Origin of the sequence: Duganella phyllosphaerae (assembly GCF_001758785.1) — a bacterium.
In the GTDB taxonomy this organism is placed as follows: Bacteria; Pseudomonadota; Gammaproteobacteria; order Burkholderiales; family Burkholderiaceae_D; genus Rugamonas; species Rugamonas phyllosphaerae.
The window spans coordinates 25,834-45,598 of record NZ_LROM01000065.1; the positions used below are offsets into that span (position 1 = coordinate 25,834).

At 63.2% G+C, this 19,765-nt stretch carries 16 protein-coding genes and 1 pseudogene; 11 read left to right on the forward strand and 6 right to left on the reverse strand.

Translation table 11 applies throughout. The features are described from left to right. The first annotated feature begins 11 nt into the window (after positions 1-11). The 6 genes from DUPY_RS07255 (at position 12) to DUPY_RS07280 (ending at position 6,982) form a co-directional block, all read left to right on the forward strand. Positions 12-971: a glycosyltransferase family 2 protein gene (locus DUPY_RS07255; protein WP_070247159.1), complete on the forward strand. Its 960-nt coding sequence runs from the start codon at positions 12-14 to the stop codon at positions 969-971. A 139-nt stretch (positions 972-1,110) separates the two neighbouring features. Beyond that, positions 1,111-2,184, forward strand: a complete 1,074-nt coding sequence (locus tag DUPY_RS07260) for a glycosyltransferase (protein WP_070247160.1) — start codon at positions 1,111-1,113, stop codon at positions 2,182-2,184. A 24-nt stretch (positions 2,185-2,208) separates the two neighbouring features. Continuing rightward, positions 2,209-3,687 carry an O-antigen ligase family protein gene (locus DUPY_RS07265; RefSeq protein ID WP_070247161.1) on the forward strand — a complete coding sequence of 493 codons (1,479 nt, stop codon included), beginning with the start codon at positions 2,209-2,211 and terminating at the stop codon, positions 3,685-3,687. Between the two features lie 8 nt (positions 3,688-3,695). Then, the gene (locus DUPY_RS07270) at positions 3,696-4,892 is read left to right on the forward strand and encodes an acyltransferase family protein (RefSeq protein WP_229255269.1); all 1,197 of its coding nucleotides are present in this window, start codon (positions 3,696-3,698) and stop codon (positions 4,890-4,892) included. Between the two features lie 7 nt (positions 4,893-4,899). Further along, positions 4,900-6,108: a glycosyltransferase family 4 protein gene (locus tag DUPY_RS07275; protein ID WP_070247162.1), complete on the forward strand. Its 1,209-nt coding sequence runs from the start codon at positions 4,900-4,902 to the stop codon at positions 6,106-6,108. Positions 6,109-6,172: 64 nt separating this feature from the next. Beyond that, positions 6,173-6,982 carry a galactosyl transferase gene (locus DUPY_RS07280; protein ID WP_070247163.1) on the forward strand — a complete coding sequence of 270 codons (810 nt, stop codon included), beginning with the start codon at positions 6,173-6,175 and terminating at the stop codon, positions 6,980-6,982. An 88-nt stretch (positions 6,983-7,070) separates the two neighbouring features. Here the strand turns inward: DUPY_RS07280 and galE are convergent, their stop codons facing one another. From galE to DUPY_RS07305, 5 genes are all read right to left on the reverse strand, one after another. Then, a complete protein-coding gene (gene galE, locus DUPY_RS07285; protein ID WP_070247164.1) occupies positions 7,071-8,072 on the reverse strand; it encodes a UDP-glucose 4-epimerase GalE in 1,002 nt (333 codons plus the stop codon). Between the two features lie 22 nt (positions 8,073-8,094). After that, positions 8,095-9,282 (reverse strand): glycosyltransferase family 2 protein, encoded by a 1,188-nt coding sequence (locus tag DUPY_RS07290; RefSeq protein WP_070247165.1) that lies wholly within the window; start codon positions 9,280-9,282, stop codon positions 8,095-8,097. Continuing rightward, positions 9,279-9,800, reverse strand: coding sequence for a serine acetyltransferase (locus DUPY_RS07295; RefSeq protein ID WP_056139087.1), 522 nt, complete (start codon positions 9,798-9,800; stop codon positions 9,279-9,281). The genes DUPY_RS07290 and DUPY_RS07295 overlap by 4 nt, the downstream gene beginning before the upstream one ends. Before the next feature lie 27 nt (positions 9,801-9,827). Continuing rightward, positions 9,828-11,201: a hypothetical protein gene (locus DUPY_RS07300; RefSeq protein ID WP_070247166.1), complete on the reverse strand. Its 1,374-nt coding sequence runs from the start codon at positions 11,199-11,201 to the stop codon at positions 9,828-9,830. 175 nt (positions 11,202-11,376) lie between these two features. Further along, the gene (locus DUPY_RS07305) at positions 11,377-12,936 is read right to left on the reverse strand and encodes an Atrophin-1 multi-domain protein (protein WP_070247167.1); all 1,560 of its coding nucleotides are present in this window, start codon (positions 12,934-12,936) and stop codon (positions 11,377-11,379) included. 640 nt (positions 12,937-13,576) lie between these two features. On the opposite strand from DUPY_RS07305, the gene DUPY_RS07310 reads away from it, so the two are divergent. From DUPY_RS07310 to DUPY_RS29155, 4 genes and pseudogenes are all read left to right on the forward strand, one after another. Beyond that, a complete protein-coding gene (locus DUPY_RS07310; RefSeq protein WP_070247168.1) occupies positions 13,577-14,731 on the forward strand; it encodes a nucleotidyltransferase family protein in 1,155 nt (384 codons plus the stop codon). A gap of 268 nt (positions 14,732-14,999) precedes the next feature. Then, positions 15,000-15,497, forward strand: a complete 498-nt coding sequence (locus DUPY_RS07315; protein ID WP_070247169.1) for an FxDxF family PEP-CTERM protein — start codon at positions 15,000-15,002, stop codon at positions 15,495-15,497. A 142-nt stretch (positions 15,498-15,639) separates the two neighbouring features. Then, positions 15,640-16,644: a TIGR03790 family protein gene (locus DUPY_RS07320; protein ID WP_070247170.1), complete on the forward strand. Its 1,005-nt coding sequence runs from the start codon at positions 15,640-15,642 to the stop codon at positions 16,642-16,644. Positions 16,645-16,763: 119 nt separating this feature from the next. Then, a pseudogene (locus DUPY_RS29155) lies at positions 16,764-17,120 on the forward strand (lamin tail domain-containing protein); the annotation flags it as partial. A gap of 113 nt (positions 17,121-17,233) precedes the next feature. On the opposite strand, the gene DUPY_RS29160 reads toward DUPY_RS29155, so the two are convergent. Further along, entirely contained in the window at positions 17,234-17,389 is a 156-nt protein-coding gene (locus tag DUPY_RS29160) for a hypothetical protein (RefSeq protein ID WP_307188190.1), read from the reverse strand. A 68-nt stretch (positions 17,390-17,457) separates the two neighbouring features. Between DUPY_RS29160 and DUPY_RS07325 the strand changes: the two genes are divergently transcribed. Further along, the gene (locus tag DUPY_RS07325; RefSeq protein ID WP_307188189.1) at positions 17,458-19,758 is read left to right on the forward strand and encodes an ExeM/NucH family extracellular endonuclease; all 2,301 of its coding nucleotides are present in this window, start codon (positions 17,458-17,460) and stop codon (positions 19,756-19,758) included. Positions 19,759-19,765 lie beyond the last annotated feature (7 nt).

Consider the following 19,765-nt stretch of genomic DNA (forward strand, 5'->3'; position numbering starts at 1 on the left):
GTGAGTGTTAGATGTCCGTGACTTTTTCTGTCGTCATTCCTGTCTATAACGGCGCAGCCTTTATCGCCGATACGGTCAGGACGGTGCTCGCCCAGACCTGCCGCGATTTCGAACTGATCGTGGTCAACGACGGCTCGCGTGACGACACGCTGGGCCAGTTGGCCCAATTCGGCGATGCGATACGCGTCATCAGCATTCCCAACGGCGGCGTGTCGAATGCGCGCAATGTCGGTATTGCCGCCAGCGAAGGCAAGCTGATCGCTTTCCTCGATGCGGACGACTTGTGGTCGCCCGACAAGCTGGCAGTGCAACTGGCGCTGCTCGAACGCCATCCCGAGGTGGGTTTTCTAGCGTGTAACTACACGGTGATCGACCATTCGATCGGCGGTCCCGTGGCCCATTTCGCCCAGTTCCGGGGCGATCCCGACATCGTATTCGATACCGTGATCAACGATCCGCTCAAGGCGCTGGTCAAGGCCAATTTTGTCGGCACCTGCTCGAACGTGGTGATCCGCCGCGAGGTGCTGGCGCGGGCAGGGCAGTTCGACCCGCGCTACCGCCAGGCCGAGGATTACGACCTGTGGCTGCGCTGCGCCGACGTGGGGCCGTTCCTGTTGCAGTCGCAAGTGCTGGTGGACAAGACTTCGCACGAGACCAACCTCACCAATAATTTCGTCGAGACGCTGCAATGCCACGAGCGCGTGCTGGTGGCATTGCTCGACTCGCCGCTGGTGGGCAAACGGCCGGCGCTGGCGCCGGCCGTGCGCCACGAGATCGTCGGTCTGCGTTACGACATCGGCCACCGCATGTTCAACCGCGGCCAGTCGCGTACCGGTTTCGGCTATTACTGGTCGGCGCTGCAGGCCGAAGGCTCGGCCGCCAACCTGGTGTCGTTCGTCCGCCACAGCATCCAGAAGCTGGGCCGGCTCACGCTCGAGGCGCTGCACCTGCGCACGCCTTATCGAGGCTGACTGCGGCTGTCAGCAGCTGGCAGCGGCCCCAGGCCTGATTGTTTTTGTAATTTTTGCATGATATTATTTTTGCGTGTTTGCTCACAACTGACAGCGTCGGCAGCGAGGGGAACGGCGCAAGTTTTAGAGGAGCTGCACAGTGGCAAAGATAGACGTATTGTTGCCGGTTAAAAACGGCGTCGACTTCCTGGCGGAGTCGCTCGACAGCATCCAGGCGCAGACCGTCCAGGACTGGCGCGTGCTGGTGCTCGACCACGGTTCCACCGACGGCAGCCGCGAGATGGTGGAGCGCTACCACGAGCGCGATCCGCGCATCGAACTGCATTCGTTCCCTGAAGCAAAAGGCCTGTCCGGCCTGCTCAATTGCGGCCTCGACCTGGCCGACTGCGACTACGTGTTGCGCCATGACGCCGACGACGTCTGCTTCCCCGACCGCATGGCCATCAGCCTGGCCGCGTTTGCCGCCCAGCCAAATTGCGTGGCCATCGGTGGCCAGGCCGACGTGATCGACGCATCCGGCGCCAACATCGGCGAGATGAGCATGCCGATCGGCACCGCCCGGGTTGCCGCCGCCAGCCTGTTCCGCAACCCGATCGCGCACCCGACGTCGATGCTGCGCTTCGACGAAGTGCGCCGCATGGGCGTGCGCTACGGCATCGACATGCTCAAGGTGCTGCCGCCGCAGCACAGCCTGGAAGTGCCGTCGCTGGCCGAAGACTACTTCCTGTTCGGCCAGCTGGCGATCCAGGGCCGCTGCGCCAACGTGCCTGAAAAACTGATCCGCTACCGCTGGCACGGCAACAACGTCAGCGCCACCCGGTTCATGGACCAGATGGAAGTGTCGCTCGATGTATCGCGTTTCCTGGTGCGGGCGTTCTGCACCATCCACCAGTTGCCGTATTTCGATCCGGCGCCGTTCTGCAACCACGGCGGCATCCTGATGGACGTCGAGGGCCAGCGCAATTTCGATGCCGAATTCGAGCGCATGGCCAGCGTGCTGCGGCGCGGCCTGGGCCCGTCCGATGAACTCGAACGCGAGCTCACCTACCGCAAAACCATTTCCACCCGCCACGAAGCGAGCCTGCTGTGGCGCTACAACCGCTTTCGCGCCGCCAACTCGCCGGAAACCGGCGAATGGAACGCGGTGCGTTCCTGGCTGATCCGTCGCTTGCCCGGCAAACGCCGCATGAGTGTATCGGCCCAGCTGGCCTGAAGTATTATTTGAGATAGGTATGTTATGCCCGCGTTGCTGAAAAGCCCTGCGTGGCGCTCGTTGAAGGCGCCCGATTTTATCAAGAACCCGTTCCGCCTCATCTACGTGATGGTGGTGCTGGCGGTATGCCTGGCCGGCTTGCTTGGCGCGGCCACGCCCATCCTGGTGGAGCTGATGGACGGCAGCCTGTCCAAGCTGGTGGCCTTGCCGGCGGCCATGGTCTTCGGGCTGCTGGTGATTTACGACCGCAAGCTCACGCTGCTGCTGATCGTCGTGCTGCGCGCGGGCGGAGACAACGCGCTCGAGTTCACCCGTTTTTCGCTGGGCGGCTACATGGTCGGCATCGGCGGCGTGATCAACGGCATCGTGATCTTGCTGGCGCTGCTGCTGGTGTTCGAGCGTCCCAAGGTGCTGCCTGGCCGCGCTTATATGGCCTGGGCGCCGTTCCTGGTCATCCTGGCACTGGGCGCCGTGCATTCGCCATTCACCGGCGAATCGGTGCGCCTGTTCCTGCAACAGCTGTCGTATTTCGCCATGTTCGTGGGCGGCTACCAGTGCGTGGCCGACCGCGCCGATTTCCGCCGCATGTTGCGGCTGGTGGTGTGGTCGTCGGCCATTCCGGTGCTGTACGCGTTTGTCGATATCGCGCTGCACTTCGGTGGCGGCTTCCGCCTGGAAAGTACGTTTGCCCACCCCAACGTGCTGGCGTTCTACCTGACCGTGATCATCGTGGTGGCGTTTTACCTGCTTAAAACCATGGACCCAGGCGCCAGCGGTGCCGCGCGCCTGGGCCTGGTCGCCTACGTGCTGTTGCTGCTGCTGATGCTGCTGCTCACCAAGACCCGCAGCGCCTGGCTGGCAACGGCGATCGGCTTTGCCTTGTATGCGCTGATCTTCGAGCGGCGCTTCCTGGTGTACATGGTGCTGCTCGGCGTCGGTGCGCTGTTTGTGCCCGGTATCGGCGACCGGCTGCTTGACCTGGGGCAGGGCAACGAAGTGGCCACCTACGCCACGCTGAACTCGTTCGCCTGGCGCGTGTACCTGTGGGAATGCGCGTTCGCCTGGATGACGCCGCTCCATTACGTGTGGGGACTGGGACTGCAAACCTTTGCCGAGTATTCGCCGATCTTCTTCCCGCTGGCGGGCAAGACCAAGTTCGGCGCCCACAGCGTTTTCGTGCAGCTGATTTTCGAATTGGGCGTAATCGGGCTGCTGGCCTTCCTCTGGCAATCGGCCAGCCTGATCCGCCAACTGGCGCGGTTGCTGAAGTTTGACAAGCTGGCCTCGTTCTCGCTGATCCTGATCATCCTGAGTTTCCTGATCTGCTCGTTCAGCGACAATATGTTCTATTACCTGTCATATAACTGGTACCTGTGGTTCGTGGTTGGCGCCGGTTGCGCGCTGGCGCGCGTGCTGGCGGTGACTCCGCCCAAGGTTACCGCGTCGACGGTGCCCCCGCCGATGACGGCCCCGTACCAGTCCGCCGTTCAGCCACGCTACTGAACCTTTTGATGAAGAACATGCAAATGCCCGAGCCTGCCTCTGCCGTGCCGCACGGGGGCCATCTGTCGGTCCTCGACGGCTGGCGGGGCTTGAGTATTTTGCTGGTGCTGGCTGCGCATTTGCTGCCGCTGGGGCCGCATCATTTTCTGTTCAACCACAGCGCCGGGGTGTTCGGCATGGTGATCTTCTTCATCCTGTCCGGCTTCCTGATCACGTCGTTCCTGCTCCGTGATCAGCGCATCGGCGGCTTCCTGGTCAAGCGTTTTTGCCGGGTATTGCCGCTGGCCTGGTTGTACATGATCATCGCGCTGCTGCTGTCGCTGGCGCCGTTGTCGCGGTGGGCCAGCCACTTGCTGTTTTACGCCAACATGCCGCTGGACCAGGCCATGCCCAACGACCTGGTGCCCATGACCGAGCACTTGTGGAGCTTGTGCATGGAGCTGCAGTTCTACGTGGGGGTGGCGCTGCTGGTGGTGGTGCTGCGCGGCCGTGGTCTGCTGTTGCTGCCGTTCATAGGACTGGGGTTTACCGCCCTGCGCGTATGGGATGGCGTGATCGCCTCGAGTATCAGCTACTACCGCATCGATGAAATCCTGGCCGGCTGTACGCTGGCCCTGCTGTTTCACGGCAGTTTCGGCACGCGTGCGCGTGATTGCCTGCGCATGGTGCCGCTGTGGCTGCTTGCTTTGCTGCTGCTGTTTTCCAGCATGCCGCAGGGCCAGTGGCTCAATTTCCTGCGTCCGTACTTCGCGCTGCTGCTGGTGGGCGGTACGCTGATGCAGCCGTCTGCAGCCATGGTGCTGGGGCTGCACAGTCGTGTACTGGTGTTCGTGGCCGGCATTTCGTATGCGCTGTACGTGATTCATCCGATGCTCACCTTTACCTGGCTGGGCAGCGGCGACGTGATCGTCAAATACCTGAAGCGGCCGCTGTTCTTTGCCGTGCTGTTCCTGCTGGCCTATGCTTCGACCAGGTACTACGAGAGCTGGTTCATGAAGCGCGGCAAGCACTGGGCCGACACCGTCAATGGCTGGTTCGACGGCAGCCGGTCGCGCACGCCCGCGGTTGCCATTACCGCCGACGTGGTGGCCGAAGCGGCGCCCGACGCGGCGCAGCGCGAGCCGGTCGATCCGCTGGTGGAAGCGGAAGCCCCGGCCGAGGCTGAAAGCCCGGCATCGGCATGTCCCCCGTTAAAGTCAAATTGAAGAATTAATGAAAATAGCTTACCTCATCAATCAGTACCCCAAAGTCAGCCACAGCTTCATCCGTCGTGAAATCCTGGCGCTGGAGCGCCAGGGCTTCGAGGTCGAGCGCTTTGCGCTGCGCGGCTGGGCGGACCAGCTGGTCGATGCCGAAGATTTGCGCGAACGCGAAAAAACCCGGTACCTGCTGCGCGACGGCGCGCTGGCCCTGGCCAAGTCCATGTTCTCCGAACTGGTGCGTGCGCCCGGACAGTTCTTCGGCGCCGCCAAACTGGCTGTACGCATGGCGCGCCGCGCCGACCGGCCACTGCCACTGCACCTGATCTACCTGGCCGAAGCATGCCGCATGGTGGGCTGGATGCGTGCGTCCGGCGTGCGGCACCTGCACGCCCACTTCGGCACCAACCCGGCCGAGGTGGCCATGCTGGCGCGCGCGCTCGGTGGTCCGGCCTACAGTTTTACCGTGCACGGGCCCGAAGAATTCGACAAGCCCGAGTTTTTGCATATCAAGGAAAAGATTGCCCGTTCGGCGTTCGTGGTGGCGATCAGCAGCTTCGGCCGCAGCCAGCTGTTCCGCTGGATCCCGTATACCGACTGGCCGAAAGTTGAAATCGTCCATTGCGGCCTGGAGCCGGCGTTCCACGCTGGCGCAGCGGTGCCGCCGCCGCCCGCGCCGCGCCTGGTGTGCGTGGGCCGCTTGTGCGAACAGAAGGGCCAGTTGCTGCTGGTACGCGCGGTGGCGCAACTGGTGGCGCGCGGCGTGGCGGTGGAACTGGTACTGGCCGGCGACGGCGAAATGCGCGGCGAGATCGAGACCCTGATCGCGCGCCACCAGTTGCAGGACGTGGTGCGCATCACTGGCTGGATCAGCAGCGACCAGGTGCGCGCAGAAATCCTGGCATCGCGCGCGCTGGCCTTGCCGAGCTTTGCCGAAGGTCTGCCGGTGGTGGTGATGGAGTCGATGGTACTGCGGCGGCCGGTGCTGACCACCTACGTGGCCGGCATTCCCGAACTGGTGCACGACGGCGAGAACGGCTGGCTGATTCCGGCCGGTGATGTCGATGCGGTCGCCGCCGGCCTCGAGCGCGTGCTGGCCACGCCGCTCGACCAGATCGCCGCCATGGGCGAACGCGCCCACCAGCGTGCGGTCGAGCGCCACTCGATCGATACCGAAGCGGCCAAACTGGCTGTGCTGATCAAGCGCGGACAGCGCCATTGAAGCGTTCGCCCGCGTGTCAACCATTCGATTCTTTTTGCAGCGCCCAGACTGATGTGAAACCAAGATGAAAAAAGCACTGACCTTTGTAATTCCCGTCCGCCACCAGGACAACGCACGTGATTGGGCCAAGCTCAAAAGTAATCTCACCGCGACCGTCAAGTCGATTGCGGCGCAGGAAAGCGCTGACTGGAAAGCGATCATCGTCGCCAATCGTGGCGCCGATCTGCCGGTATTGCCTGCCGGCTTCGATGTCAAGTGGGTCGACTTCGAGGCCAATCCCCTGCACGAGCAGGGCAGCGTGGACAAGGAAACATTTTACGAAGCGGTCAGGCTGGACAAGGGGCGCCGGATTTTGGCGGGCATGTTGCACGCCGGTGCAATGCAACACGTGATGGTGGTCGATGACGACGATTTCATCAGCAACAAGCTGGCGGCATTGGCGGTCTCCAGCCCGCAGGCGAACGGCTGGTACATCCGCGAAGGTTATGTGTGGGGTGATGGCAGCAACTATGTCTACCGCTTTGCCGACTTCTCGAAATTGTGCGGTACGTGCTACCTGATCAGGGCTGACTTGTACGAACTGCCGGCGAGCTTCGAGCAAGCATCGGACGAATATGTCAAACGCATGTTGGGCAGCCACATTTTCATCCGCGACTTCCTGGAAAAGAACGGCAAGTCGCTGGCGCCGGTGCCGTTCGTGGGCGCGGTTTACCGCGTGGGTCACGTCGGATCGCACAGCAAGTCGGCCAGCGTGTTGACGCAATATTTCCCGAAGTGGCTGGTGAAACGTCCGATCGAGCTGCTGCGCCGCCTGCGCCGCCTGAGTTTCATCTCGTCGTCGATGCGCCGCGAGTATTTCGGCGAAAAGGTGTAACGAATAACGCACTACAAGGCTTCGATGCCAACAAAAAGGCCGCTCAATCTGCATTGAGCGGCCTTTTTGTTGGGGCGGAACCTGCGGCTTAGCGGATCAGGCTGCTCTGGTAGCGCCAGGTGTCGGTGCACATCTGCTCGATGTTGCGCTGGGCCTTCCAGCCCAGCTCGCGCTCGGCCACGTCGGTGGCGGCATAGCACACGGCGATGTCGCCGGCCCGGCGCGGCTCGATCTTGTACGGAATGGTCTTGCCGCAGGCCTGTTCGAAGGCGCGCACCATGTCGAGCACGCTGCTGGCGGCGCCGGTGCCGAGGTTGTAGGTCAGCACGCCGTGGTTGTCGTCGAGCTTGTTCAGGGCCTTGACGTGGCCGATCGCCAGGTCCACCACGTGGATGTAGTCGCGCATGCCGGTGCCGTCGGTGGTGGCGTAGTCGTTGCCGAACACGGACAGGCGCTCGCGGCGGCCTTCTGCCACCTGGGCGATGAATGGCATCAGGTTGTTCGGGATGCCGCGCGGATCTTCGCCGATCAGGCCGCTTTCGTGGGCGCCCACCGGGTTGAAGTAGCGCAGCAGAACGATGCCCCAGTCCGGCGCGGCCTTGGCGTGGTCGCGCATGATGTTTTCCACCATCAGCTTGGAGGCGCCGTAAGGATTGGTGGTGCGCAGCGGGAAGTCTTCGCGGATCGGCACCGTGTCCGGGTCACCGTAGACCGTGGCGGACGAGCTGAAGATGATTTTTTTGACGTTGTGGCGAGCCATGGTTTCCAGCAGCACGATGCTGCCGTGGACGTTGACGTCGTAGTAGCGCAGCGGCTGCGCTACCGATTCGCCGACTGCCTTGAGGCCGGCGAAATGGATCACCGCGTCCACCGCGTGGGCGGCGAACACCTGCTCCATGGCGGCGCGGTCGCGGATGTCGGCCTCGACGAAGATCGGCGCGCGGCCAGCCAGCGTCGTCACGCGGTCGATCACCTCGACCGTGCTGTTGGAAAGGTCGTCGACGATGACGATGTCGTGACCGGCCTGCAGCAGTTCGACGCAGGTGTGCGAGCCAATATAGCCGGCGCCGCCGGTAACCAGAACTTTCATGAGTATTCCTTGGTAGATAAAATTATTCGCTGTCGCGCTTGGAGCGCACCCATTCGACCTGGCGATTGACCAGGAAGCCGATATACACCGGCACTTTCCAGAAAATATACAGTACTGCCATGGCCAGGTTGACCGCGCTCAGGGTCTGACGGCCGTAGCGCCACCAGGCCAGCAAGACCGCCACGCCCATCGCCACGGCGATCGACAGCGCCAGCAGCAGCGGCGCCATCGCGCCGGTAATCAGTGCGAACAGGCCGCTGGCGCCCAGCGCGGCGATCACCGCCAGCGACAGCAGCGCCAGCGGCGGCACGATCAGGTCGAGCGCCATGCCTACCATGGCCAGGCGGCCGCGCGCCAGGCCTTCGAGCAGGAAGCGCGGCGCGGCCGAGACGATCATGCTCAGGTGGCCGTGTTCCCAGCGGCGGCGCTGGCTCTGGGTACCGGCGTCGCTGCTGGGGAAGGTGCTCGAGACCAGCACGTACGGACAGAACAGTGGCGGCGTGCCGGCGCGGGTCAGGTCCATGCCCAGTTTCATGTCTTCCACGATGTGGCCGTTGGCCAGCGAGGCGGTGCTGATCACCGGCCACGGGAAGGCCATGCCGCTGCCCATCAACGGGCAAGGGATGCCCAGGCGCAGGAAGCCGAGCGGGCGCACCAGGTTTTTCACGGTCCAGGCAAATTCGGCGATCTTCTTCATCGGGCCGCTGCCCGGTGGTGAGCGCATCAGGTACAGCGCCTGCACCGGCCGGCCGCTGGCCAGCGCGGTGCGCGCCAGGCGGTCGATGGCGCCCGGTTCCACCAGGCAGTCGGCATCGACGATGAGCATCACTTCGGGCGGGTCTTCGGCCAGGCATTGCACGCCGAAGTCGAGCGCATAGCCCTTGCCGCGCTGTTCGTCATGGTGACGCTCGCGCACTTCGGCGCCGGCCGCGCGGGCGGCGCCGGCGGTGTTGTCGGAGCAGTTGTCGGCGACGACCAGCACGCGGTCGCCGGCCAGCATCTGCGGCAGCAGGGTGGCCAGGGTGGCGCCGATGCCGTCCTGTTCGTTATGGGCCGGCACCAGTACCGCTACCCGTGGGCGGCGCCCGGCCAGGACCGGGCCCGGGCCGGCCGGCTTGGCCGCCAGCAGCGACTGCACCAGCAGCACCAGCACGGGTACGGCCAGCAATGCCAGCACGGCGCAAAGAATAATGCTGAGCACGGTAATCATGCAGCCTCCCGGGCGGCAATGATGCGCGCCGGGGCGCCGACCGCAGTGGCGCCGTCGGGCACGTCGCACAGCACCACCGACATGGCGCCGATGCGCGCATTATTACCGATGCGCACGCCGCCGATCACTTGCGCATAGGCGCCGAATTCGACGTCGTCGCCGATCACCGGGGTGGGGCCGCCGGCGTGGCGGTTGCCGATGGTAACGCCCTGGCGCAGCGTGCAGCGGGCGCCGATCACGGTGTCCGGGTGCACGAAAATATTGCCGAAGTGCCAGACCCGCAGGCCGGGGCCGATGGTCGCGCTCTTGGGCAGGCTGACGCCGGTCACCGTTTCGATCACGCGGAACAAGCCCCAGTACACGGCCAGCCCGAGCTTGCGCCCGAGGCCAGGCGGACGGCGGTCGAGCCGGCGTCCGCGGCGGTAAAGCCACACCGCCCAGATCGATTGTTCCTTGAGGAAGGGGCGGCGCATGCCGTAACGGTCCAGGTCGGCCGCCCAGTCTGCATCATCAGCCATGGTGTGCGTGCTTTCGTGTCATGAGGATTAATCTTGCGGCGCCAGGGTGGCGCGCACGGTAGCGTCGGACTTGCCGCCGGCGGCGATCAGGTCATACCGCGCTTTTCCCGAAGGGCAGGGCAGGGTGGCGCTGGCGCCGTCGGCCAGCGGGCCGCTGTCGAACAACTGGCGGCTCATGTCCTCGCTGCGGACCTGCAGGGCCAGGGTGGCGCCACCTGTGGCCTGCACGCTGAAGCGGCATTGGGCGCCGGCGCGCGGCGCGGCCCAGCTGACGCGGCCGATGTCGCGCAGCACCGAGCTGCGCGACCTGGCGCCCGCTTCGAGCGTGAGCCGGTCGGTGATGGCGTCGTATGCGCCGCCCTGGCCGCGCCACGGGCCGCGCATCGAGAGCAGGTTGGTCGGCTTTTCCATTTTCATCGGTTTGCCGTTGCCATCGAGCCAGCCGCTTGTCGAGACCACCTGGCGCAGGTGGGCGCGCATGCGCTGCAGCTCCTTGCCCACTTCGACATTCCAGCCATTGCCGTGCAAATTGAAGCCGCTGCCATTTTCAACATATATATAGAACGGCGTGCCCTCGTTACGGTCGACCACGTAAGCGCCGTAGGTTTTCAGGGTGTCTGCCACCTTGCGCAGGTGCGGATTGCCGATCTTGCTGGTGTCGTAGTTGGGCGGCAGCATCATCAGCGCGCCTTCGGGGATGCTGCCGGTGTTGCGCGAGGCGTCGATATCGGCGGCGGTGGCCGGGAAGATGTAGGCTGGCGATTTCGCCAGGCCGTTAAACGTGAGCGACATGGCCAGCGCGTGGCGGTAGGTGGGCAGGCCGTCGTCGATTTCGTGACGACGGATCAGGCCAGCAGTGGACGGGATGCCCACCGCGCGCGTGCCCTGGTAAAAGTCGGCGGGATCGCCCCAGCCCCGGCCCTTGAGACGGCTCCAGGCATAGCCCACGGCCGACCAGTGGTCGCCACGCTGGCGCAATTGCCAGAACGAATGCAACATGCCCGTATCCGGCTCGGCGATGTCGGCGTGGCCGTCGCTGCCGCTGGCGGGGGTGAGGCCGGCCGGCCAGTGGGTAATGGTGATCGAACGTTGAACGCCCTGGTTGTAATCCCAGACATCGGGTTTGCCCTTGGCGCCCAGTACTTCCTGCGACGGCGATTCTTTGCCACCGAGGAAACCGATGGTGGAGAAGGGGCCGCCGCCGATGTTGGGGAAATAGTTCGACGTCGGAATCTCGTCAGTGCCGAAAACCGGGCCGACCGGACGGGCGTTCCAGGGAGAATCGACGGCGAATGGATGCTCTACGGTACCAAATACAGGGGGCGTGGACGCAGGCGTGGCAGCGAACGAGGTATTGGCCAGGCAGAGCAGGGCCAGCGAACTGAAGAGGGAACGGTTCATGGTGCGCGGCAGCGCGGCAGCGGCGCATGCTATCTGATCATCAAGTGATGTATTTTAATTCACTTGCAGGGCGCACAGTAGGGTTTTTTGATGCACTGCAAAATGCCACTGGCCGACGCGAGGTCGGCCAGTGAGCAAGCAACGGATATTGCCGGCAATAATAGCCGGCAATTAGTTATCGCACGCCGGTACGCGCGCCGGTGTAGGTCGGCGATGCTTCGAGCAAGGTCTTCAGCGTGGCGGCCTTGGCGGCGTTGGCGGCAGCCGTCGCTGGCGCCAGTTGCACGGTGACCAGTTCGCCACGCACGCTCGAGACCTGGTTGGTGCCGTTGGTGGTGTAGAGCACGAACCAGGCGCCGGCTGGCCAGACGAAGCGCTTGATGTAACCGTTGTTCTGGTTGCCCGTATCGAACACCATGGTGCCGCCCGAGTACAGCGCCATGCGCAGGGTGGCGCCGCCGGTGCTGATGACCTTCAGCTGCTGTGTGCTGCCGACCACTGGCGCGCCCCATTTGACCTTGCTCAGGCCGGTGGAGTTGCCGTTTTGCATCACACTTTTCGTCGGCGATGCAGGGAAGACCATCGACTGCGACCAGGTATCGTAGGTGCCGGTAACGGTACCCGAATTCTTGATCCACGGCCCGCGCATCGACAGCGCATTGAGGTTGGGCTGGGCGGCATCGAACGCCTTGCCATTGCCATCCTGCCAGCTCTGGGCGCCTATCACGCGGCGCATGTTCTGGCGCATGCGGTCCAGTTCAGCAGCAACATTGTTGTCCCAGCCCTTGGCGTGCAGGCCAAGCGTGCTGCCGGTTTCCACGTAAATCACGAACGGCGTGCCGACGTTGCGGTCCACCACGTAGGCGCCGTAGTTTTTCAGCGTTTCAGCGACCTTCCGCAGCGCGAGATTGGAAATCTTCGAGGTGTCGTAGTTCGCGGGCAACATCATCAGCGCACCCTGGGGAATCTTGCCGGTGTTGGTCTTGGCGGCATCGTTGTCGGCCGAGGTCGCAGGATACACATATGGCTCGGTTGCCGACAGGGCGTTATAGGTCAGCGACATGGCCAGCGCGTGACGGTACATCGGCAAGCCGTCGTTGATTTCCTGGGCGCGGATCAGGCCGGCCGAGGCGGCCACGCCGGTGGCGCGGGCGCCAAGATAGAAGTGGGCCGGAGTGCCCCAGCCGGTGTCGTTGGCTGGCGACCAGGCGTACAGCGCGGCCTGCCATTTGCCGTTGACCTTCTTGAGCTGCCAGAACGAGTGGATGACATTGGTCACCGGATCATAGATGTCGGCATGGCCGTCGCTGCCAGTGGCGGGCAGGGTGTTGGCAGGCCAGCGTGGCAGGGTGACTTCCGTACTGCCGCCGGCATCGGGGTTGTTGACCAGGTTGGCGCCGCCCTGGCCGTAAATTTTCATCGGCAGGTCGGTGTCCTTGGCCAGGAAGAAACCGGTCGAGTAGGCGCCCGAGTTGATCTCCGGGTAGTAGCTCGAGGTAGGAATGGTGAACGAGGTGTCGAGTACCGGGTTCACCGGACGGACGTTCCACAGCGATTGCGCGGCGAACGGGTTGGTATAGGTGGAGAACGCTGGAGGCGTGCTCATGCTCACTGGCGGCGTGGTGGTGGTCTGCGCTTGCACGTTCAAGCTCAGGGCGCACGCACTCAATACCGACCAGCCGATCATTTTGGTGAGCTGGCGTGCGGACACAGAAAGCGGATTATTGAGAAACATGTCTAACTCCTGGATTTAATTTCAAATGAATGGGCGATCACTCAACCTGAAATTAATTATACACAATGTCTTTCCGTAGCGAAATTTTTTTCAATTCAATTTGGTCGAATGCAGCACCCCTGCAACAAATCGTGAGCGTATTGATCACACGCACAAAAAGCGCTGCAAGCCGCGTAGTTGCTGGGTTTTCGCAAGTCACCCACGGTTTGCTTTAACCAAAAAGCAAGCAATATAATAGATATTCAACGCACGCAAAATGTTAAATTTAGTTACTAATATAATGAATATCCGTAGATGGTAAAAATATATTGTTTTATAGAAATATTTTTATTGAAATATATTATTATCACGGCCGATATTCAATTGCTATTTAATCCCGGCGTGGCGCGCACTGCTGCCAGCGGAACCGAGTAGCGGCAGTTGGCTCTGCTATATTGCGTTGCAAGAGACCAGTCACGTCGCGCGTCCGCGACGGCGATGTGCACACGCAGCAATTTGGACTGGTCAAAAAGTTGACGCTATGTCATGATCTCGCACGATACGGTCAACAACCAGGTCTGCGGCGGCCGCCTGTGCGCGATGACGCGCACCGCGCCGCCCGCCTGTACCACACATTTTTAACTATCTAAAGGACCTCATTATGAAAGCTATGATCTTGGCCGCAGGCAAGGGCACCCGCGTGCGCCCCCTGACGTTTGACCTTCCTAAACCGATGATACCGGTGCTGGGCAAGCCGGTAATGGCTTACCTGATCGAACACCTGGCCAAGTACGGCGTCAACGAGATCATGGTCAATGTCAGCTACCTGCACGAGAAAATCGAGGACTACTTCGGCGAAGGCCATCAATACGGCGTCCAGATCGGCTATTCGTTCGAAGGCCACACCAACAACGAAGGCGAAGTCGTGCCCGAAGCGCTCGGTTCGGCCGGCGGCATGAAAAAGATCCAGCAATTCGGCGGCTTCTTCGACGACACCACCATCGTCCTGTGCGGCGATGCAGTGATCAACCTCGACCTGAAATCGGCGCTGTTCGAACACCGCCGCAAGGGTTCCAAGGCGACCGTGATCTGCCGCGAAGTACCATACGACAAGGTGTCGAGCTATGGCGTGGTGGTCAGCGACAAGGATGGCCGCATCACCCAATTCCAGGAAAAACCGAGCGAGGAAGAAGCGCTGTCGAACTTCGTCAGCACCGGTATCTATATCTTCGAACCTGAAATTCTCGACCTGATTCCGGAAAACACGGTGTTCGATATCGGTTCGCAACTGTTCCCGCTGCTGGTCGAGAAAGGCGTGCCGTTCTATGCGCAGAACCGCGCCTTCAACTGGATCGACATCGGCAGCGTCAAGGATTACTGGGAAGTGTCGCAGAGCGTCATGATGGGCGAAGTGGCGCACATGGACGTGCCGGGCATTCAGCTGGCGGACGGCATCTGGGTGGGCTTGAACACCAATATCGATTGGGAAGGCACCACCATCGAAGGCCCGGTATACATCGGCTCCGGTTGCAAGATCGAAGCGGGCAGCACCATCATCGGCCCTACCTGGATCGGCCATGGCAGTCATATCTGCGCCGGCGCCAAAATTGTGCGCAGCGTGTTGTTTGAGTACACGCGCGTGTTCGCGGATGTCAGCCTGGAAGAAATGATCGTCTTCAAGGAGTACAGCGTCAACCGCGCCGGCGAGATGAAGCACGTGTCCGAGTACACCGCCAGCGAGTGGACCAACGCCCGCGACCGCCGCAGCAAGCCGCGCAGCGACGCGGACGTTGTAGAGAAAGAGAATATCGCTTAAACACTAGCTGCTGTCGCCTCCCTGGCCGGGGGCGCTCGTCTCCGGCCACGCTCTCCTGCTCCCCCTCCTGCCTTGTCGTCCTCATTCGTCTCTTTTTGCCCCGCGTTGTCGGCTTTAATTTCCTTGTGGAAAAGTTATGTCAAAAAAATTATTTAAAGTAGGGAAATTACAACAGAATTACAGATTGTTGTGCTATCATTCTTAAAGTTGTTCTAAAAACACATTTATAGCGCAATAGCGTAGCCAATTACCTCTAAGGAATTTTCAAATGAAATTCAAAATGCTTGTTGCCAGCCTGTTGGCTGCTGCCTCGTTCAGTGCTGCTGCTGCCGACCAATCCGTACCGGTCTTCCTCAACCCGACCGATGGCAACCAGAACCACTTCAATGGTCAGTTCACCCCGACCGACGGCATCCTGTCCGGCGGCAGCGACATCATCACCCTGACCGGCCTGGCTTCGGGCATGTACAACGTGGTGGTGACCATCAGCAGCCAGAACCTGACTTTCGACAGCGCAATGTCGAACCTGAACGGCGCAAAGGGCACGTTCGATAACTACGGCAAATACAGCTTCGGTTACCTCGCTTCGACCGACAGCGCACCATTCGTGCTGTCGCTGTTCGGCAACGCAAAAGCTGGCGCCACCTACAGCGGCGACATCACTGTGACCGCCGTACCAGAACCAGAAACCTATGGCATGATGGTTGGCGGCCTGGCACTGCTGGGCTTCATGGCCCGTCGTCGCAAAGCCAAGAACGCTGCCTGATTAGGCAGGTGAGGCGGCCACGCCGCCGCACCGACAAGAATCCCCCGCGCGCAGGCCCGGGGGATTTTTTTATGGCGCGCCAGCGTCACCCCTATAATGAGGCCAGCCAGGTCGTGCCGACCGGGATCTTGGGAGTGGGACGATGCGTTCATCCATCTTGTTGTCGCTGGGTTTGCTGGGGGCGACCGTCACGGGAGGCGCCCATGCCGCGCTCGGGCCCAGCCAGCTGGCGCTGGTGGTCAACGACAACGAGCCCAATAGCGTCGCGCTGGCTGCGCTGTATCGCGAGGCGCACCAGGTGCCCGAAAAAAACATCATTCACGTGCAGCTCGATCCGCGCGCCCGCAAGCTCAGCCCTGAAGACTTCGCCCCGGTGCGCCAGCAGATCCTGGCCCAACTGCGGCCCGACATCCGCGCCGTGCTGATGGTGTGGACCGCGCCGTACGCGGTGGGCTGCAACGCCATCACGTCGGCGCTCACGCTCGGCTACGATGCCGACCAGTGCAACACGCCTTGCGGTCCCGGCAAGCCCAGCGCCTACTATGGCGACGCCAATGCGCTGGCGCCAGCGGCTGCTGCCATGCGTATCAGCATGCTGCTGCCCACCACGTCGCTCGACCTCGGCAAAGCCCTGATCGCGCGTGGCACCATGCGCAACTTCCGCTTGCCGCAGGCCAGCGCCTATTACCTGACCACGTCCGACACGGCGCGCAGTTCACGCGCGCGGCTGTTCCCGCCGTCGGGGCAGGTCAAGTCGCACGAACTGACCATCAGGAATATGCGTGCCGATGTGCTCGAAGGCGTGAGCGACATCATGGTGTACCAGACCGGCATGGTGAAGGTGGACAAGCTCGACACGCTGAAATTTTTGCCCGGTGCGCTGGCCGACCACCTGACGTCGACCGGCGGCGACCTGCTGGGCACCAGCCAGATGAGCAGCCTGCGCTGGCTGGAGGCGGGCGCCACGGCCAGTTACGGCACCGTGTCGGAGCCGTGCAACCACTGGCAAAAATTCCCGCAACCCGCGGTGCTGCTCAAGCGCTACCTGAGCGGCGACAGCGCCATCGAGGCGTATTGGCGCAGCGTGGCCTGGCCGGCGCAGGGCGTGTTCATCGGCGACCCGCTGGCCGCACCCTACGCGCGCTGAACTTGTCCACAACCGGGTGCTTGATCCATTCGGACCAAGCGCCTGTCATGATGTCGTCATGCAGATCCAATAATATGCAAAATGCAATATAAAAAACATTTTGATAACCTGGATCGCACATGACCCCCATTCGCATTGCCGCCAACGCCCCTGGCACCCGTACCCTGATCGCCGCCGCCCTGCTGGCGGCCCTGTCCGCCCAGGCCCGGGCGGACGCGCCCGTCGTCATCAGCCAGGTATATGGCGGTGGCGGCAACAGCGGCGCCACGTATAAAAACGATTTCATCGAAATTTTTAACCGCAGCGGCGCTGCTGTCGATATCAGCGGCTGGAGCGTGCAGTACGCCAGCGCGGCCGGCGGTACCTGGAACGCCACCCGCGTGCCCGCCAACACTGCCGTGCTCGAACCGGGCCAGTATTTCCTGTTCCAGCAAGCTGCCGGCAACGGCGGCTCGGCCGACCTGCCGGCGCCTTTCGTGCCCGGCACGCTGGCCATGAGCGGCAGCGCCGGCAAGGTGGCGCTGGTGTCGAACGGCACCGCGCTGTCCGGCACCAATCCAAGTGGCGGTGCGCTGGTGGACCTGTTCGGCTATAACGCCGGCGGTTTCGAAGGCGCGGCCGGCCCCGGCCTGTCGAACACCCTGGCGGCCTTGCGCGCCAACGGCGGCTGCACCGACACCGACAACAACGCCAGCGATTTTGCCACCGGCGCACCGGCGCCGCGCACCACCGCCAGCCCGCGCAACCAGTGCGGCGTGCCGGCGCAGCCGCCAATCGTGGCCAGCTGCCCGGCCGACGGGCGGCAGCGCCGGCGTGTCGGCCAGCGATGCCGACGGCATCGTCAATGCCGCCACGATCACCGCTGGCGCCGTGGGCGGCATCGCGTTGACCGATTTTCAGTCGGCCCCAGGCGCCGGCGGCACGGCCACGGCCAACCTGGCCGTAGCGAGCAGCCTGGCGGCCGGCACCTATCCGGTCACCATCCGCTTCGACAACGACCAGTCGCAGCAAGCGGCGTGCACGGTCAACGTCAAGATTGCCGCGCCAGCCACGCTCACCCGCACCATTCCGCAAATCCAGGGCAGCGGCGCAGCCAGCCCGGTGGCCGGCACGGTGCAAACTACCGAAGGCGTGGTCACCGCCAAGGTGGGCTCCGGCTTCTTCATCCAGGACGAGGTGGGCGACGGCGATCCGCAAACCTCGGACGGCCTGTTCATCTTCACCACGGCCGCCAACACCGCCACCGTGCAGGTGGGCGACCGCATCCGCATCACGGGCACCGTGGCCGACTACGTCCCGACCGGCAGCAGCCAACCTTATACCGAGCTGACCACCATTACCGGCATCGTCGGCCTGGCCAAGGGCATCGCGATTGCACCGACCAATATCGAGCTGCCGTTTGCCGATTTCACGCAGGTGGAAGGCATGCTGGTGCGCTTCAATAACAATTTGACCGTATCGCAATTGCAGTACCTGGCCGATCGCGGCGAAGTGACGCTGTCGTCGGGCCGGCTGGAAACCCCGACCAACCGCTACCGCCCGGGCACACCCGAGGCGCAGGCGCTGGCGGCCGCCAATGCGCGCAACCAGATCATCCTCGACGACGGCGTTTTCACCACGCCGACCGTGATTCCGTACCTGGGCGTGGATGGCTCGCTGCGCGCCGGCGACACCGTTTCCGGCCTGACCGGCGTGGTCGATTTCGGCGCCAAGGGCGGTGGCGGCGCGGCCTTCAAGCTGCAGCCGACCGTGCCGCCGGTGTTCTCGCAGGACAATCCGCGTCCGGCGGTGCCGGCCCTGGCCAGCGGCAACGTCAAGGTGGCCAGCGCCAACGTACTCAATTACTTCACCACGTTTACCAACGGTGGCAACCACCTGGGCCAGACCGGCCAGGGTTGCAGCGTGGGCGGCGGCACGCCGTCGCGCAGCAATTGCCGCGGCGCCGACAACCTGGTGGAATTCCAGCGCCAGAGCGCCAAGATCGTCGGCGAACTGAAAGCGCTGAACGCCGACGTGGTGGGCCTGATGGAAATCCAGAACGACGGCGACTATTCGGTCTCGCAACTGGTCGATGCACTCAACGCTGCGATTGCGCCCGGCACCAGGACCTACGCGGTCGTGCCCAAGCCGGTCACCACCGGCACCGACGCCATCCGCGTGGCCATGATCTACAAGCCGGCCGCAGTGACCTTGCAAGGCACGGCCCTGACCGACAGCGACGCCATCAACAACCGGCCGCCGATGGCGCAGACCTTTGTCGCCCCCAACGGCGCCAAGTTCACGGTGGTGGTCAACCACCTGAAGTCCAAGGGCAGCTGCCCGTCCGCCGCGAGTGTCGATGGCGACAAGAATGACGGCCAGAGTTGCTGGAACGCCACCCGCGTGCAGCAGGCGCAGCGCCTGGTGGGCACTTTCGTGCCGCAGGTGGTCGCTGCCGCCGGCGACCCGAAGGTGCTGCTGATCGGCGACTTCAATGCCTACGGCCACGAAGACCCGATCCAGGCCATCGTCAACCAGGGCTTTGTGAACCAGCTCGAGCGCTTCGTGCGCGGCGCCGGCGCCATGCCGTACTCGTACGTGTTCAACGGCGAAGCCGGCTACCTCGACCACGCATTGGCCAGCGCCGCGCTCAGCGCCCAGGTGGCCGACGCGGCCGAGTGGCACAACAATGCCGATGAGCCGGTGGCAGTCGATTACAACACCGACGGCAAGCCGCAGGACAAGTACACCGACGCGCCGTACCGCGCCTCGGACCACGATCCGGTGGTGCTGACGCTGAACCTGGCAGGTCTGCCTGCCGATGTGACGGCCAGCGTGCGCACGGCGGCCTCGGGCCTGGTGTTTGCCCGCGCCAGCGGCAAGTGGACCGGCACGCTGAGCATCACCAACACCGCCGCCACCGCGCTGACCGGGCCGTTGCAGATCGCCCTGAAAGGCTTGCCGGCTGGCGTAACGTTGTTCAACGCCAGCGGCAGCCAAAGCGGTGCGCCCTATATCACTGCCGCAGTGTCCAGCCTGGCGCCCGGCGCCACCATCACTGTGCCGGTCAGCTTTACCAAGACCGGCACTGCCGCCATCACTTACACCACCACCGTCTACAGCGGCAATTTCTAAGGACCGA